Source organism: Nocardia arseniciresistens, assembly GCF_046764875.1.
Lineage (GTDB): Bacteria > Actinomycetota > Actinomycetes > Mycobacteriales > Mycobacteriaceae > Nocardia > Nocardia arseniciresistens.
The window spans coordinates 37,791-51,764 of the sequence record NZ_JBKORD010000004.1 but is presented as its reverse complement, the minus strand read 5'-3'; the positions used below and the strand labels follow the sequence as shown (position 1 = coordinate 51,764).

Annotated in this window: 15 protein-coding genes; 9 read left to right on the top strand and 6 right to left on the bottom strand. The window is 65.2% G+C overall.

Translation table 11 applies throughout. From position 1 onward, the window contains the following. Positions 1–18: 18 nt before the first annotated feature. Entirely contained in the window at positions 19–813 is a 795-nt protein-coding gene (locus ACLMAJ_RS08030; RefSeq protein ID WP_412013252.1) for an ArsR/SmtB family transcription factor, read from the top strand. 26 nt (positions 814–839) lie between these two features. On the opposite strand, the gene ACLMAJ_RS08025 is transcribed toward ACLMAJ_RS08030, so the two are convergent. Together ACLMAJ_RS08025 and ACLMAJ_RS08020 are read right to left on the bottom strand one after the other, a co-directional pair. Then, positions 840–1,961: a glycerate kinase gene (locus ACLMAJ_RS08025; protein ID WP_412012895.1), complete on the bottom strand. Its 1,122-nt coding sequence runs from the start codon at positions 1,959–1,961 to the stop codon at positions 840–842. 37 nt (positions 1,962–1,998) lie between these two features. Continuing rightward, positions 1,999–3,588, bottom strand: a complete 1,590-nt coding sequence (locus tag ACLMAJ_RS08020; protein WP_412012894.1) for an alpha/beta hydrolase — start codon at positions 3,586–3,588, stop codon at positions 1,999–2,001. A 157-nt stretch (positions 3,589–3,745) separates the two neighbouring features. Between ACLMAJ_RS08020 and ACLMAJ_RS08015 the strand changes: the two genes are divergently transcribed. Further along, positions 3,746–4,057, top strand: coding sequence for a GNAT family N-acetyltransferase (locus tag ACLMAJ_RS08015; RefSeq protein WP_412012893.1), 312 nt, complete (start codon positions 3,746–3,748; stop codon positions 4,055–4,057). A gap of 5 nt (positions 4,058–4,062) precedes the next feature. Here ACLMAJ_RS08015 and ACLMAJ_RS08010 read toward each other — a convergent pair whose 3' ends face one another. Continuing rightward, positions 4,063–4,824: a lysophospholipid acyltransferase family protein gene (locus tag ACLMAJ_RS08010; RefSeq protein ID WP_412012892.1), complete on the bottom strand. Its 762-nt coding sequence runs from the start codon at positions 4,822–4,824 to the stop codon at positions 4,063–4,065. An 86-nt stretch (positions 4,825–4,910) separates the two neighbouring features. Between ACLMAJ_RS08010 and ACLMAJ_RS08005 the strand changes: the two genes are divergently transcribed. The 3 genes from ACLMAJ_RS08005 to ACLMAJ_RS07995 all read left to right on the top strand — a co-directional run bounded on the left by ACLMAJ_RS08005 (position 4,911) and on the right by ACLMAJ_RS07995 (position 6,837). After that, on the top strand, positions 4,911–5,555 hold the full coding sequence (locus ACLMAJ_RS08005) for a YqgE/AlgH family protein (protein WP_412012891.1): 645 nt from the start codon (positions 4,911–4,913) through the stop codon (positions 5,553–5,555). A 62-nt stretch (positions 5,556–5,617) separates the two neighbouring features. Further along, on the top strand, positions 5,618–6,127 hold the full coding sequence (locus ACLMAJ_RS08000) for a sigma-70 family RNA polymerase sigma factor (protein WP_412012890.1): 510 nt from the start codon (positions 5,618–5,620) through the stop codon (positions 6,125–6,127). Further along, positions 6,124–6,837, top strand: coding sequence for an anti-sigma factor family protein (locus ACLMAJ_RS07995; RefSeq protein WP_412012889.1), 714 nt, complete (start codon positions 6,124–6,126; stop codon positions 6,835–6,837). The genes ACLMAJ_RS08000 and ACLMAJ_RS07995 overlap by 4 nt, the downstream gene beginning before the upstream one ends. A gap of 70 nt (positions 6,838–6,907) precedes the next feature. Here ACLMAJ_RS07995 and ACLMAJ_RS07990 read toward each other — a convergent pair whose 3' ends face one another. The 3 genes from ACLMAJ_RS07990 to ACLMAJ_RS07980 form a co-directional block, all read right to left on the bottom strand. After that, the gene (locus ACLMAJ_RS07990; protein WP_412012888.1) at positions 6,908–7,678 is read right to left on the bottom strand and encodes an ABC transporter permease; all 771 of its coding nucleotides are present in this window, start codon (positions 7,676–7,678) and stop codon (positions 6,908–6,910) included. Continuing rightward, positions 7,675–8,652, bottom strand: a complete 978-nt coding sequence (locus ACLMAJ_RS07985; RefSeq protein ID WP_412012887.1) for an ATP-binding cassette domain-containing protein — start codon at positions 8,650–8,652, stop codon at positions 7,675–7,677. The genes ACLMAJ_RS07990 and ACLMAJ_RS07985 overlap by 4 nt, the downstream gene beginning before the upstream one ends. 133 nt (positions 8,653–8,785) lie before the next feature. Then, positions 8,786–9,310 carry an EXLDI protein gene (locus tag ACLMAJ_RS07980; RefSeq protein WP_412012886.1) on the bottom strand — a complete coding sequence of 175 codons (525 nt, stop codon included), beginning with the start codon at positions 9,308–9,310 and terminating at the stop codon, positions 8,786–8,788. A gap of 191 nt (positions 9,311–9,501) precedes the next feature. Here ACLMAJ_RS07980 and ACLMAJ_RS07975 point away from each other — a divergent pair, with 191 nt between their 5' ends. Genes ACLMAJ_RS07975 through ACLMAJ_RS07960 form a run of 4 tightly spaced genes read left to right on the top strand, consistent with a single transcriptional unit; the run spans position 9,502 to position 13,969 of the window. Further along, a complete protein-coding gene (locus ACLMAJ_RS07975; protein WP_412012885.1) occupies positions 9,502–11,193 on the top strand; it encodes a thiamine pyrophosphate-binding protein in 1,692 nt (563 codons plus the stop codon). Then, positions 11,190–11,849: an SRPBCC family protein gene (locus ACLMAJ_RS07970; RefSeq protein WP_412012884.1), complete on the top strand. Its 660-nt coding sequence runs from the start codon at positions 11,190–11,192 to the stop codon at positions 11,847–11,849. Before ACLMAJ_RS07975 ends, ACLMAJ_RS07970 begins: the two co-directional genes overlap by 4 nt. 9 nt (positions 11,850–11,858) lie before the next feature. Beyond that, positions 11,859–12,908, top strand: coding sequence for a 3-oxoacyl-ACP synthase III family protein (locus ACLMAJ_RS07965; RefSeq protein ID WP_412012883.1), 1,050 nt, complete (start codon positions 11,859–11,861; stop codon positions 12,906–12,908). Next, entirely contained in the window at positions 12,893–13,969 is a 1,077-nt protein-coding gene (locus tag ACLMAJ_RS07960; RefSeq protein WP_412012882.1) for an aminotransferase class I/II-fold pyridoxal phosphate-dependent enzyme, read from the top strand. Before ACLMAJ_RS07965 ends, ACLMAJ_RS07960 begins: the two co-directional genes overlap by 16 nt. The last annotated feature ends 5 nt before the right edge of the window (positions 13,970–13,974 follow it).

Sequence of the window (13,974 nt, the reverse complement as noted above, 5' to 3'; positions counted from 1 at the left end):
TATATCGAGAAGGTTGATATGGACGAGGTATTCAAAGCGCTTGCCGACCCCAGCCGCAGACGACTGCTCGACAGCCTCGACGCTCGCAATGGTCAGACGCTGCGCGAGTTGTGCGCGGGCCTGGACATGGCCCGCCAATCGGTCAGCAAGCACCTCACCGTCCTGGAATCCGCCAACCTCATCACCACTCGTCGCAGCGGCCGCGAAAAACTCCACTACCTCAACGCCGAACCCATCAATGCCATAGCCGACCGCTGGATCAACCGATACCACCGCGAGCGCGTCGACGCGCTCGCGGATCTGAAGACAGCACTGGAGGCAAAGCCCATGAGTGACAACGCATTCGTCTACACCACCTACATCAAGACCACCGCCGAAAAGCTGTGGCAGGCGCTGACCGATCCGGCATTTACCAACCGATACTGGGGTGCCAGCTTCGAAACCGATTGGCGCCCAGGCTCGGAAATGGTCTGGAAACAGCAGGACTGGACCAGCAAGGACCCCGAACAGCTTGTCCTGGAATCAGATCCGTATCGGAAGCTGTCCTACACCTGGCACACGTTCGATCCCGCCTTCGCCGCGGCATTCGAGATGAATCCCGACGATGTCGCGGCGTGGGCACGCGAGCCACGCTCGAAGGTCACCTTCGAGCTCGATCCGCAGGGCGAGGTCGTGAAACTGACCGTCGTGCACGACGGTTTCGAGCCGGGCAGCGCTGTGCTCGAAGGCATCGGCGGCGGGTGGCCGAGCATTCTGTCGGGTCTCAAGACGCTGCTGGAAACCGGCGAGGACATGCCGGAACCGACGGCCTAGAGCAGCGCACCGACAACACGCCACAGTCAATTCCGCAGATTATCAACAGCGATTTGTTCACCGATTCGCTCGAGCAGCGGTGCCGCGTAGGCGATCGAATCGGCGATGCTCGGTTCGAGGTCGGCGAGGGCGTAGCAGGCCGTGAACCCTCCTGCGCGGATCTCTGCGGGGGTGAGCAGCGCGCGACCCACGGCGGCGACGGTGGGAACACCGGCCTTGCGCGCCACCGCGCACACCCCGATCGGGGCTTTGCCGTGCAAGCTTTGCGTGTCGAGGGAACCTTCACCGGTGACGACGAGGGTTGCGCCGTCGAGCAGGGCCGGGAAGTCGAGTAGCTCGAGTATTACCTCGATGCCGCTGCGCACCTGGGCCCCGAGCACCGCGAGTGCCCCGAATCCGGTTCCGCCCGCGGCGCCCGCGCCAGGTGTGCCCGCGAACTCCCGACCGACGATCTTCGCCCAATTCGACAGTGCCGCTTCGAGAATAGGGAGCTCATCGGCGGTCGCGCCTTTTTGCGGCGCATACACCGCGACGGCACCGGTCGGGCCGAGTAGCGGATTGTCGACATCGCAGGCCAAGGTGAAGTCGGCGGCGGCGATGCGAGGATGCAGACCGGTTCGGTCCAGCTGCGCGGCGCGGACCAAAGTTGCTCCGCCGGTGGGCAATTCATGACCCTCATGATCGATTATTCGGGCACCGAGCGCGCGCAACATGCCCGCGCCGCCATCGGTCGAGGCGCTACCACCCAGTCCGAGCACGATATTCGTGACACCACGGTCGAGCGCATGCGCGATAACGATGCCGAGGCCCTCGGTACTCGCGCCGAGTGGATCGAGCCGTCCGCCCGGCAGTTTCACCAGTCCGACGACCGCGGCGAGCTCGATCACCGCCGTCGTACCGCGCACCGCGTAGGACGCGGGCGACCGCTCGCCGGTCGGTCCCGTCGCGGTCACCTCGACCCGTTCCCAACCCGCCGCGACGAAGGCATCGACGGTCCCGTCACCGCCGTCGGCGACCGGGACCTGACGAATCTCGGCCGTCGGCGCTACCCGCATGATGCCTGCGGCCAGCGCCGCCGCTACCTGCGGCGCGGTCAACGATCCCTTGAACTTATCGGGGGCGAGCAGTACCCGTTGCGCGGACATCATCTCGACATTGTCGCCGCACGCGCGGTGTTATCGCATGTCAGCCGGTCGGCAGCGGGGCCTGATCGGCGTGACTGATGTTGACGAGGCCGGTGCGCAGGTAGGTCATCACGGCATCGTCGACGGCGGAGTTGCCGCGCCCGAAGGTACCGTGATCGCCACCCTCGACGGTGACCAACGATCCATTGAGTGCTCGGGCCATGGCCGGGCCGCCCTCGTACTGCGTCAACGCATCGTGCCTGCTCTGCAACAGCAGCGGTGGTGTGCGCAGGTCCCGGCCCGTGATCGGCACCGGCTTCGCCACCGGTCGCCATGAGCCACAGCTCATTCCGGAGCGAACCATATCGGCCCGGGCATCCATGGCATTGCCGCCGGTGGCGATGGTGGCGACGGCAGCGCCGAGTAATTCCGGCCTGCCCGGTACGGCGTTCTCATTGCAGGTAATGGCGGCGAATACGAAGCGGCCGGTGGGATCGGTGCTGGTGGCGCCCTCGATCGCAAGCAGCTGCGCGACATTGGCCGGATCGGTGTTCGCCTCGGCCATCGCCTTGGCGAAGACCGGCCAGAAGGTGCGGGTGTAGGTAGCGACCGCGGTCGCGCCGACCAGCGGCACCTGCGCGGACGCACCGCCGGATACCAAGGTGCGCAACAGATTCTGCACCTTGCCCGACTGTTCCATGCTGCCGTTGAAGCCGTCGCGCGCGATATCGGCGAGCGGCTCGGGCAGCTTGCCTGGCAGATCGGAGACGCTCGCGGGCGGCGGGGTCAGGTTGGCGTACCAGCCGCCGCCCTGGTTGACGACCAGCCGCACCCAGTTCTGATAGACCTGAAACGCGGTGTCCCCGAGGCCATATCGCTCATGATGCTCGGCGATCCAGGCGAACAGATCGTCGAGGCGCTGCTTGCCCGCGACCTGTTGCTGTGCGAATTCCTCTGTCCACACCCAGTCGGGATCGACGTTGGAGTCCAACACCATCCGATCGACGCGTGCGGGGAACAGCGAGGCGTAGACCGCGCCGAGGTAGGTGCCGTAGGACGTACCGAGGTAGCTGATCCGCTCCACCCCGAGCGCGGCACGCACCTCGTCGAGGTCACGGGCCGTGCTCTCGGTGGTGATGGTGTCCAGGTAGCCGGGCAATGCGGCATCGCATGCCTTCTTGATGACGTCGCGATTGCCGCCGCCGAGCGAAACCTGCTCGCCCTCAGGGTTGTTCGAGTCCGCGCCGCAACGCAGCGGTGTCGCCCAGCGCAGCCCGCGCGGCTGCACGGCGACGCGATCGTAGTGGGCGCCGAGTTCGGCGGGCAGCGTATCTACGCGCTGTGCCCAATAGTCGAGAGTGTCCGCGCCGGGCCCGCCCGGGTTGGCGACGATGACGCCGAGGCGCTGCTCGGTCGCCGCGATCCGGCTGACGGTCAGGTCGATCCTCGGCCCGTCCGGGTCCGCGTAGTTCATCGGCACCGAAACCACAGCGCACCGCACACCGCGGTTCGGCAGCACCGATCCGTCCGGGCAGGCGCCGAAGGCCGCCACGGGCGCGGCGTCGGCGAATCCGGTCGCGATCGATCCGCCGAGCAGGGTCGCGGTGAACAGGGCGGTCGCCAGTCGCGATATACGCAGTGTCCTCATCATCTTCCGTACCTCCGCCGGGCCGCCGCTCCTGGCGGAGCGTTCGGCGCGACCAAGAGCATTCTGCCAGTCCGGGCCGGGTAGACAAGTCGAGGACGGATTTCACCGGACAAGTGTTGCGAAACATGGTGATTTGGGCGCATCAGAGTAGCGTCGAGCCATGTCGACTGAGGTCCGTAACAACACGGCACTGGAACGCTACGAGCTCTACGTCGACGGTGCGATCGCCGGTTACGCCGAATACCAGGACACCGCCTCCGAACGCGCGTTCGTGCACACCGAGATCTATCCGCGGCACGAGGGTCAGGGCTATGGCCGAGTGCTGGTCGAGGCCGCGCTTCGCAGCGCGCACGAAGACGGCTTCGGAGCCTTGCCGATGTGTCCGATGGTGCATCACTTCATCGAGACCAGGCCCGAGTTTCTGGTGCTGGTGCCGCACTGGGCGCGGGAGCGGCTCGGGTTGCCGCAGTAGGTGACTCAGTAAGCGGCGATGGCACCGTCGAGCGCTTGTTGCAGATCTGTCCGAACGAGCCGCGAGATCTCCGCGGGGCGTGCGGGCAGTTCTGTGATCGGCATACCGAAGTAGAAGCTGGCCCCCTTGGCCTCTTCCTTGGTCACCGGAATCGAGGGATCCGGTCGCGGACCGTAGCTCAGAGCCATACTGACAACGGCGGGCACGGCGCCGAGTTTCATCGCGCGGAACGCGATGTGTCCGATCCCGCTGCCGACCGCCTGCACCTGGGTCTGGTCGACGTCGTTGCAGGTGCCCTCGGGGAAGACCGCGATGCCGTCACCTTCCGCCATCCGCTCGGCACAGACATCCATCATGCGCTGACCGGCCGCGTTGACCGCACGGATGCCGTGGTCCTTGCCGCGGAACACCGGAATCCCGCCCATCATGTCGATCTTGCGACGCTGCTTCTCATCGATGAAAAGCTCGTCCTTGGCCAGCACCCTGACCCGGCCGATCACCCTGCGTAATTCGCTACGCCAGGCCGCGGCGGCGACGGTATACGGATCGGAATCCGAAAGATGGTTGATCGCGAGGAGCAGCGGCGTGCCCTTGACGATCAGGTCGTGAAGCACTTCCCTCGCGCCATCGGCGTAGCTGACGCGCGGATGGTATCGACGCCCGAGTACGGCGTAGGCGCCCCATGCTGTGAGCCGGCTCTGCCGGTGCTTGCGATAGAAGTCATAAACAGAGTCCGCATTGTCGAGGAGAACCTCGGGCCGTTCCATGTCGCCGACTCTAACCCGCGACTCTTCCCTGAATCGGGCAGCCCGCTTGACCGACGAATGGCCCATGCCAGTGCGATGATGGCGGGGTGGCACGCGCAGACGACCCGGATGAACGGCAAACTCGCGGCGGGCAAGGCGACCGAAAACGGCGCGATTCCCGGCACGGCGAGCAGGTCGTACGTGCGGGCACGCTGTTGGTGTCGGCGACCGAGCTGGTCGAACCAACCTTCCGGCGCACCGTCGTGTACATCATCGAGCACAACGAAGCGGGCAGCCTCGGCGTGGTGCTCAACCGCCCGAGCGAGACCGCGGTGCACGACGTGCTACCCAAGTGGACCGAAGCGACGGCCGCACCACGCACCCTGTTCATCGGTGGCCCGGTCAAGCGGGACGCGGCGCTCTGCCTCGGCACCCTGCACGTCGGCGCCTCGATCGCCGGAGTTCAAGGGCTGCGCCGGGTCGACGGCCGCGTGGTGCTCGTCGATCTCGACGCGGACCCCGCGCAGGTCGGCCCACTGATCGAGGGCCTCCGAATTTTCGCGGGCTACGCGGGCTGGACCTTCGGCCAACTCGAGGGCGAACTACAGAACGACGACTGGATCGTGCTGTCCGCACTGCCTTCGGATCCGATCAGCACCGCTCGCCCCGACCTGTGGGCGCACGTGCTCCGCCGCCAACCGATGCCCCTATCGCTGCTGGCCACGCACCCGATCGAACTAGAGCGCAATTGACGTGTGCCCCCGCGTTGAACCAAAACCCCGCCCTGTGTCGTGGGTTGAGCGGGAGGTGACAAATGCCCGACGATCAGGCCGAGCTGATGCGAGTCCTCTACCAGGAACACGCGTCGGCATTATGGAGGTACACGCTCGGGTTGGTCCGAGACCCAGGACGGGCCGAGGACATCGTGCAGGAGACGTTGTTGCGGGCATGGCAACGACCGAACGTGCTCGATCAGTCGACGATGTCGGCGCGAGCATGGTTGTTCACCGTTGCCAGGCATCTCGCCGTGGATGAGCATCGCAGTGCGCGCAACCGGCGCGAGTTCCGCACCGATAGCCCGCCGGAGCAGGCCCAACCGGACCAAGCCGATCGGGCTTTGGACGGCTGGCTGGTCGCGGACGCGCTCGGCAAGCTCAGTATCGATCATCGCGAGGTGATCGTGCGTGCCTACTATCGAGGACTTTCCACACACCAGATCGCGGCGGAGCTCGAGATTCCCGCCGGAACGGTGAAATCTCGGATGCACTACGGCATGCGGGCGCTACGGCTGGCACTACAGGAGATGGGGGTGACGAACCAATGACAGAAACCGCACACGACTACACCACGTGGGACGCCCCCTACGTGCTCGGCTCCCTGACCAGGACCGAGCGCAAAGAGTACGAGGAGCACCTGACCGAATGCCCGGCCTGCCGGGCCGAGGTCGCGGAGCTGGCCGGGATGCCCGGCATGCTCTCCCTCGTCGACACCGATACCGCGCTGCTGATGATCGCGGCACCGGAAGGCGATGTGCCGGAGGCGAATCCGCCGGTGCCAGAGCTGTTGCCTCGGCTCGCGGACGCGGCCGAACGGCGGCGACGCCGCAGCAAGTGGGTGACCGTCGGAGCTGCGGTGGCCGCGGCCGCCGCTGCGGTGGCCATCGTGGTCCCTGTGGTCTATTCGGTCACCTCATCGAGCAATCCGTCCTCCTCCGAGCAGGTGGTCGCGGAACGCAGCATGCAGCCTTTGCAGCCGACGCCGATCTCGGCCAGCTTCAAACTCGTTGCAGCCGAAGGCAAGACCAGGATCGTCATGACGTGCAGCTACGGTGCGAGCGACCAGAAGTACACCTGGAAGTACGCATTGTTCGTCCTCGGTAACGACGGCAAGCAGACCGAGCTCGATCAGTGGCCCGCCGGACCTGGCACCGAGCTGACCATCGACCGCACCATCGACGCCGCCCCCGACCAGATCCACAGTGTGGAAATCAGGTCCGTCGCCACCGGCGAGCGGGTGCTCGTCGCGACGGTCTGACGACGCACCGATCCCCCGCCGGCAGCGGCGGGGGATCGGAACTGTCGTATCGGAAGTGGCGCAGCCGAATTCAGCGAGACTGCTTGCGGAATACCGAGGACGACCAGAGGTAGCCCACCAGCGCGAGACCGACGCACCAGGCGACCGAGATAATGCCGCTGTTGCCGATCTCGGTGCCCATCAGCAGGCCGCGCACCGTCTCGGTGATAGGCGTGAACGGCTGATACTCGGCGAACTGGCGCATGCCGACCGGCATGGTGTCGGTGGCGACCAGGCCGCTGCCGAGGAACGGCAGCATGATCAGCGGAAAGGGCATATTGCTCGCACTCTCCGGACTCGACGCGACCAGGCCCATCCCCACCGCGAGCCAGATGAGCGCGAAGGTCAACATGGCGAGCAGCCCGAACGCGGCGACCCACTCGACGGCACTCGCCGACGGCCGGAATCCGATGAGCAATGCGAACCCGGTCATGGCAACGACACCGAGCATGGCCGTGATAAGCGCGCCGATCACCTCACCGGTCAGCACCGAAGACGGTGCGATCGCCATGACGCGAAACCTGTTGATGATGCCCTTGGTCTTGTCGGTGGCGATGAACACCGCCACCGATGCCGTGATGTATGCCGGAATCATCAACAGCATGCCCGGGGTGAGGTAGTCGATGTACTTACCGCCCGATGACTTCTCCAGTGCGCCACCGAACACGAAATTGAAGACCGACAATAGGACGATCGGCATGATGATGACGCTGAAGGTCATGCTCGGGTAGCGCCTGGCATGAAGTAGGTTGCGCCGCAACATCGTTGCCGAGTCGGTCAGTGCAAGCGACATAGTGGTCATCGCGCAGTCTCCATTTCCGCGGTGGGCTGGCCGGTGAGGGTGAGGAAAACGTCATCGAGGTCCGGGGTGTGCACCGAAAGCCCCTCGACTTCGATCTGTTCGAGGTCGAGCCGGTCGAGCACCGCTCGCAGCGACTTGACGCCGCCGTCGCTGGGAACCAGCAGCACGAAGCCGTCGTCCCCGGCATCCTCGACAACACGCGCGGCGGGATCGAGTACGCGAGCGGCGGTGTCGCGTCCGGACCGGTCGGCGAACTGCAGTCGGATGTGACCGCCGGGAACCAGTCGCTTCAGTTCCGCCGCAGTGCCTTCGGCAACGATCTTGCCGTGGTCGAGAACCGCGATCCGATCGGCGAGCTGATCGGCTTCCTCCAGGTACTGGGTGGTGAGGAAGACGGTGACGTTGAAGTCCTTGACCAGGCTGCGAATGATGTCCCACATCATTCGCCTGCTGCGCGGGTCGAGGCCGGTGGTCGGCTCGTCGAGGAAGATGATGCGCGGATCGCCGACCAGGGTCATCGCCAGGTCCAGTCGCCTTGTCATGCCGCCGGAGTAGGTGGAGGCGATCTTGTCCCCCGCTTCGACGAGGTCGAAGCGCTCGAGTAGATCGGCCGCGAGGCGCTTGGTCTCGCGCCGGGGCAGATGGTGCAGATCGCCCATCAGGATCAGATTCTCGCGGCCGGTCATCAGCTCGTCGACCGCCGAGAACTGCCCGGTCACGCCGATCGCGCCACGCACCTTGTCGACTTCGGACGTCAGATCGTGGCCATCGACCCTGAGCTCGCCACCGTCGGCGCGGATCAGGGTGGTCAGGATCTGCACCGTCGTGGTCTTGCCCGCCCCGTTGGGACCGAGCATCGAGTAGACCGTTCCCTGCGGGACCGTGATGTCGATGCCGTCGAGCACCACGTGCTCGCCGAACGATTTACGCAGACCCAGCGCCGAAATGGCGGGGATGCGGTGACCATTCGTCATGGCCTTCCTTTCGAGTTGATTCATCAATCAGTGCGAATATATGCATGACTCATCTGCACCGCTCCCGGAGATCCGGGGCGGCGAAGGGGCCTATCGAGGGATATGTATTTTGTTGTACTGGTGAATTATTCGGCTAGATATCGAGCTCCTCGACCGGCGGACGGTCGGCGATCTGCGCGACCCGCTCGTAGAGCTTGTCCGGAATCTTCCCCTCGAGTTCACCGAGCGTATCGACGATCTCGAAGATGAAATCGCCCCAGTCCTGATCGCCGACTCCGAGCATGCGCCGCCAGTTGGTCAGATCCTTGACCCAGCTGGTGCCCGCCACGGCCTGTGGATAGTCTTCCCAGTTCGAATACTGCGCGTGCATCACGAACTTGCCTTTACGGGTGCGATACACCCTGATGTGTTCGATACGCTCCTCGTTCGTATCGCGGTACTCGCCCAACATCGCGCCGGAGAATCGGACCTGGCGCACGCCGTTGTGGCCGACCCGTAGAACTACCTCGTCGTAGCCCTCCAGCCTGCCCTCTTCCAGCTCGATGAACCGACGCAGCGCCGTGGTCACCGCCCCGGAAAGATTGCCGCCGACCAGCTCCTGCGCTCGTTGGAACAGCGCCAGATCATCATCGGAAACATAGATCGTCTTGTTGGGCATGATTCGACTATACGTAGATGTATACGTACACGCAAGAGCCGCGCCAATCTTTGCGCCGAGCATCTCGAGCCCGACTACATCTTGCACGAGGGATTGAACCGCCGAGTGCCCTCACCCGTAGTTCTCGTGTACGCGGTGTGAGAAGGCGGGTGTGCTCGGCACACTTCCGGTCGCTGCGAGAAGGAGTGCTGATGCCAAGCAGGGTCGTGGACTATTTGGTGCGGGCGGTTTCGACCCTCGGGGTAAAACATATTTTCGGAGTCGACGGAGCGAACATCGAAGACCTGTACGACGCCATCTTCGATGCGCCGTACGACCTCACCGGAGTAGTCGCCAAACACGAATTCTCCGCGGCGACGATGGCCGACGGCTACGCCCGCTCCACCGGCGGGCTCGGCGTAGTCTGCGCCACCTCCGGTGGCGGCGCGATGAATCTCGTTGCGGGGCTTGCCGAATCGTTCGCGTCCAGGGTGCCGGTGCTGGCGCTGATCGGCCAGCCGCCGACCGGGCTCGAGGGGCACGGCGCATTCCAGGACACCAGCGGCCACGCGGGCACCATCGACGCGGTCCGGATGTTCGGTGAGATCTCGCAGTACTGCGCACGCGTAGAGACCGGCGCCGACCTGCCCGAACACCTGGCCAGGGCGGTCGCCGCCGCCCGGCGCGGCGGACCCGCGGTGCTGTTGCTGCCCAAGGACGTGCAGCAGTCGAGCATGGACGACATACCGCCGTTCGGGTGGGAACCGAGGGGCGGCCGCGCCGATGAGAACGGCATCGCGGCGGTGCGCGCCGCACTCACCACCGCGCGACGGACCGGGAAGATCGTGATCATCGCGGGCGACCAGGTGGCGCGCGATGATGCGCGCGGCGAACTCGCTCGGCTGGCAACCGCATTGGATGCCACCGTCGGCGTGGCACCGGACGCCAAAGACGTATACGACAACACCGATCCCGGTTTCTGCGGAGTCGCGGGCAGCATGGGACATCCCGAGCTCTCCGCGGCGATCCGCTCGGCGGCGCTGTGCGTGCTCGTCGGCACCCCGATGCCGATCACCGCGCGAACCGGGGTGGACGAACTGCTCGGTGCGTGCCCTGTCGCGAGTATCGGCGTCAACGCGCCGCACCTGCCGGCGATCCATGCGACCAGCACCGACCTTGCCCTCACTCTATCCGAGCTCGCGGACGTATTCCGCGGCACCGCGACGGCTACCAACGGAGCCCGGACCGTCCCGAATTCGCTGACGCCACTGCGTGTTCCCGAGGCGAGCGGGCCGGGCCTGCGCTACCGGGAGGTCGTCGAGACGATCGGTGCGACGCTGCGGGAAGGCACCGATGTCTTCGCCGACGCGGGCAATACCGGCGCGGCGGTGGTGCACCACCTAAGGGTGCCGCGCGGCGGCCGGTTCGTCGTCGCCCTCGGCATGGGCGGCATGGGTTATGCATTCGGCGCGGGCATCGGCTCGGCGTTCGCCCGCCATCGCGGGCAGGACGGATCTCGGCGCACGGTCGTTATCGCGGGCGACGGCGCGTTCTACATGCATGGCATGGAGGTGCACACCGCGATCGAGCACGCGCTACCGATCACCTTCGTCGTCCTCAACAACAACGCACACGCCATGTGCCTCACCAGAGAGCAGCTCTACTACCGAGATCGCTACAGCTTCAACAGATTCCGGCCCACCCATATCGGAGCGGGCATCGCCGCCATGTTCCCCGACCTGCCCGCCTACTCAGCGCGGACCCTCGACGAACTGACTTCCGCACTCGGCCCGTGCACCGAAACCGAAGGGCCGTCGTTCGTTTCGATCGACTGCGACCCCGACGAAGTTCCGCCCTTTATTCCGTTCCTGTCGACATTGGAAACTTCCAGGAGTACACCGTGACCACTAGCGCCTTGCCCGCTCTCAGCGATATTCCGGAGAAGGTCATCCCCGGCGTCCTTCGCATCGAGAACTCCGATAAGGACACGACAACGCCGATCATCATGGATATGTTGCGGTCGGTCTATCCGCACGATCAGATCTTCGGTGAATACTGCCCGGTGCAGGCGTATATCGACGCACCGCCGCAGGAGGTGTTCGAGTACCTCGCCGACAGCAGGTCACTCGAGGAGTGGACCTATAGCCTGCGCGGCTTCGTGGAGACCGAGGAACCCGGGCTGTGGCTGGCCTACGACCGCCTCGGCGACGCCACCAAGATCTTCACACGCACCGTGGCGCACCAGGACGGCATGACAGTCGATTACCACTGCGCATGGGACCAGGGTCAGCACCTGTGGATGGTTTATCTACTGCGGGTGATCGACGCACAGGTGGTGTTCAACAAGCCGGGATCGGTTGTCCTGTGGGTCAATTGCAAACACCCCTTCTACGACGTAAATCCCTACCCCGAGACGGCGCCGCCGAAACGGCCGGTGTGGGTGGGCGATTTCTGGGAAATGTTCTCCGCTGGGCATCAGCTGGAAATGGACAACCTCAAGGCGATCTGTGAATACCGCGCGGCCAACGGCCTGCCGATCAAGCCCGACTGGATGAAGTGAGGCATACCGATGGCTACCGCGAACAATCTCAACCGTGACTCTCCGCGCTTGCCGGCCGTCAGCCTGGTGGACGTGGCGAGCTACCTGCCCGGCGAGCCGGTCGGTACCGAATACTTCACGCAGTACAGCCGATCGGACCGGATGGCGAAGAATGTCATGTTCCGCTCACCGAAGGCCCGTCATCATGTGGACAGGGACGAGACGGCGGTCGATATGGTCGAGCGCGCTGTCGCACCGCTCATCGAACGCCATGGCGCGCGATTTATTTCGGACATCGACGTGCTGATCACGCACACTCAGCTCCCGGACAATCCGGTGATGGGATGTGGCCCTGAGGTCGCGCGCCGGCTCGGCGCGAGACCCGGGTTCGTCTATGACGTGCACAACGGCGGCTGCGCGGCCTTCGTGCACATGATGGCTATGGCGCGAATGATCTTGCAGACCACCGACGCTCGCACTGCCCTCATCGCGACATCACAGAACTGTGCGGGCCCGGTATTCACCCAGCCCGATATCCGCAAGCTCGCACAGGCACCGGTGCCCGGTGACGGATGCGGCGTCGGCCTGCTCGTGAAGGACGACAGCGCGCCGATCCTCGACATCGAATGCCGCACCTATCCCGAGTTCGCGGGGGATATGTCGTTCTCCACCAATGGCGACCGCAAGTATTGGGAGCCCGGCGAGGGTGCGGGCTGCGTCAGCTTCACCGAATCGAAGATCACCAAGGTGTTCGCGCGCGGCAACCGTCTTGTCCCCGAGGTCGCGCTGGCGGTGTGCGACCGGATCGGGGTGAAGGGGCGTGATATCGATACCTTCGTCACCAATCAGCCGAACCGGCTGTTCCTTCGCAACTGGCACGACGCGCTCGAACTGCCCGCCGAGCGACATCCCGACACCTTCGAGCAGTGCGGAAACCTGTTCGCCGCGGGTATTCCGGTCACCCTCGATGTGGAGAACCGGGCAGGCAGGCTGCGCAATGGGTCAGTGGTGCTGATGTCGGCATTCGCGCACGCGGGTGACTTCGCCGGCGCGGCGGCCGTACGATGGGGCGCGGCGTGATCAGCATCCGACTTGCCGACGAAACACGACCGTCGCGATTGCACCAGCCGGAGCGGGCGACGACTCGTTTCGATCTGAGCTTGAGCGAGAACCCGTTTCCGCCACTGCCTTCGGTGCTGGCAGCGGTGAACGGCGTACTGGCGCAGGCTAATCGCTATCCGGAGTTCCTGCCGCGCCGGTTGCCGAAACTGATCGCCGCCCACCTCGGCCTGCACCCCGATCAGGTCGTGGTCGGGTCGGGCGCGACGGGGGTCGCCATGCAGATCATCCAAACGCTGACGACGCCGGGCGCCGGGATCGTCTACGGGGCGCCGACCTTCGACGGTTATCCGATCATGGCCGAGATGGCCGGGCTCGACATCGTCCCGGTGCCGCTCGACGCGGGCGGTAACCAGGATCTGCCCGCCATCGCCAGGGCCGTCGACCAGCGCACCGGTCTCGTGGTGGTGTGCCGTCCACACAATCCGACCGGCACCGTTGTTCCGGTCGGACTGTTGGAGGCGTTCCTGTATGCCGTGCCGCGGCGGGTGCCGGTCATCCTCGATGAGGCCTATGTCGAATTCTTGGGCGCCGCCGACCGGATCGACACCTCGGCGCTGCTACATCGGCACCCGAATCTCTTGGTACTGCGTACTTTCTCGAAGGCGTACGGGCTGGCGGGCCTGCGCATCGGATACGTCATCGGGAACGGGGAGCTGATCAACCGAGTACGCAGACTGCAGCTGCCATTCGGAGTGAGTTCGGCGGCGGTGGCCGCGGTAGCCGCGTCATACGCCGCCGAACCCGAGCTTGCCGCGCGCATCGTGCGCATCACCGCCGAGCGGGAGGCACTGCGGAATGCGCTGTGCCACCGCGGTATCCCGGTCCCGCGTAGCCACGCCAATTTCCTCTATCTACCGGGACCGGGCGCCGCGACCACGCTGCGGCGGGCCGGTATCTCGGCGAAGGCTTATCTCGATGGGAGCGCCCGCATCACGGTCGGAGATCATGAGGCCGACAACGCCGTATTGCACGCTTTCTCGCCGCGCGGTGATTTCGCTCCGATACCGGAGGCCTCCTAGAAGAC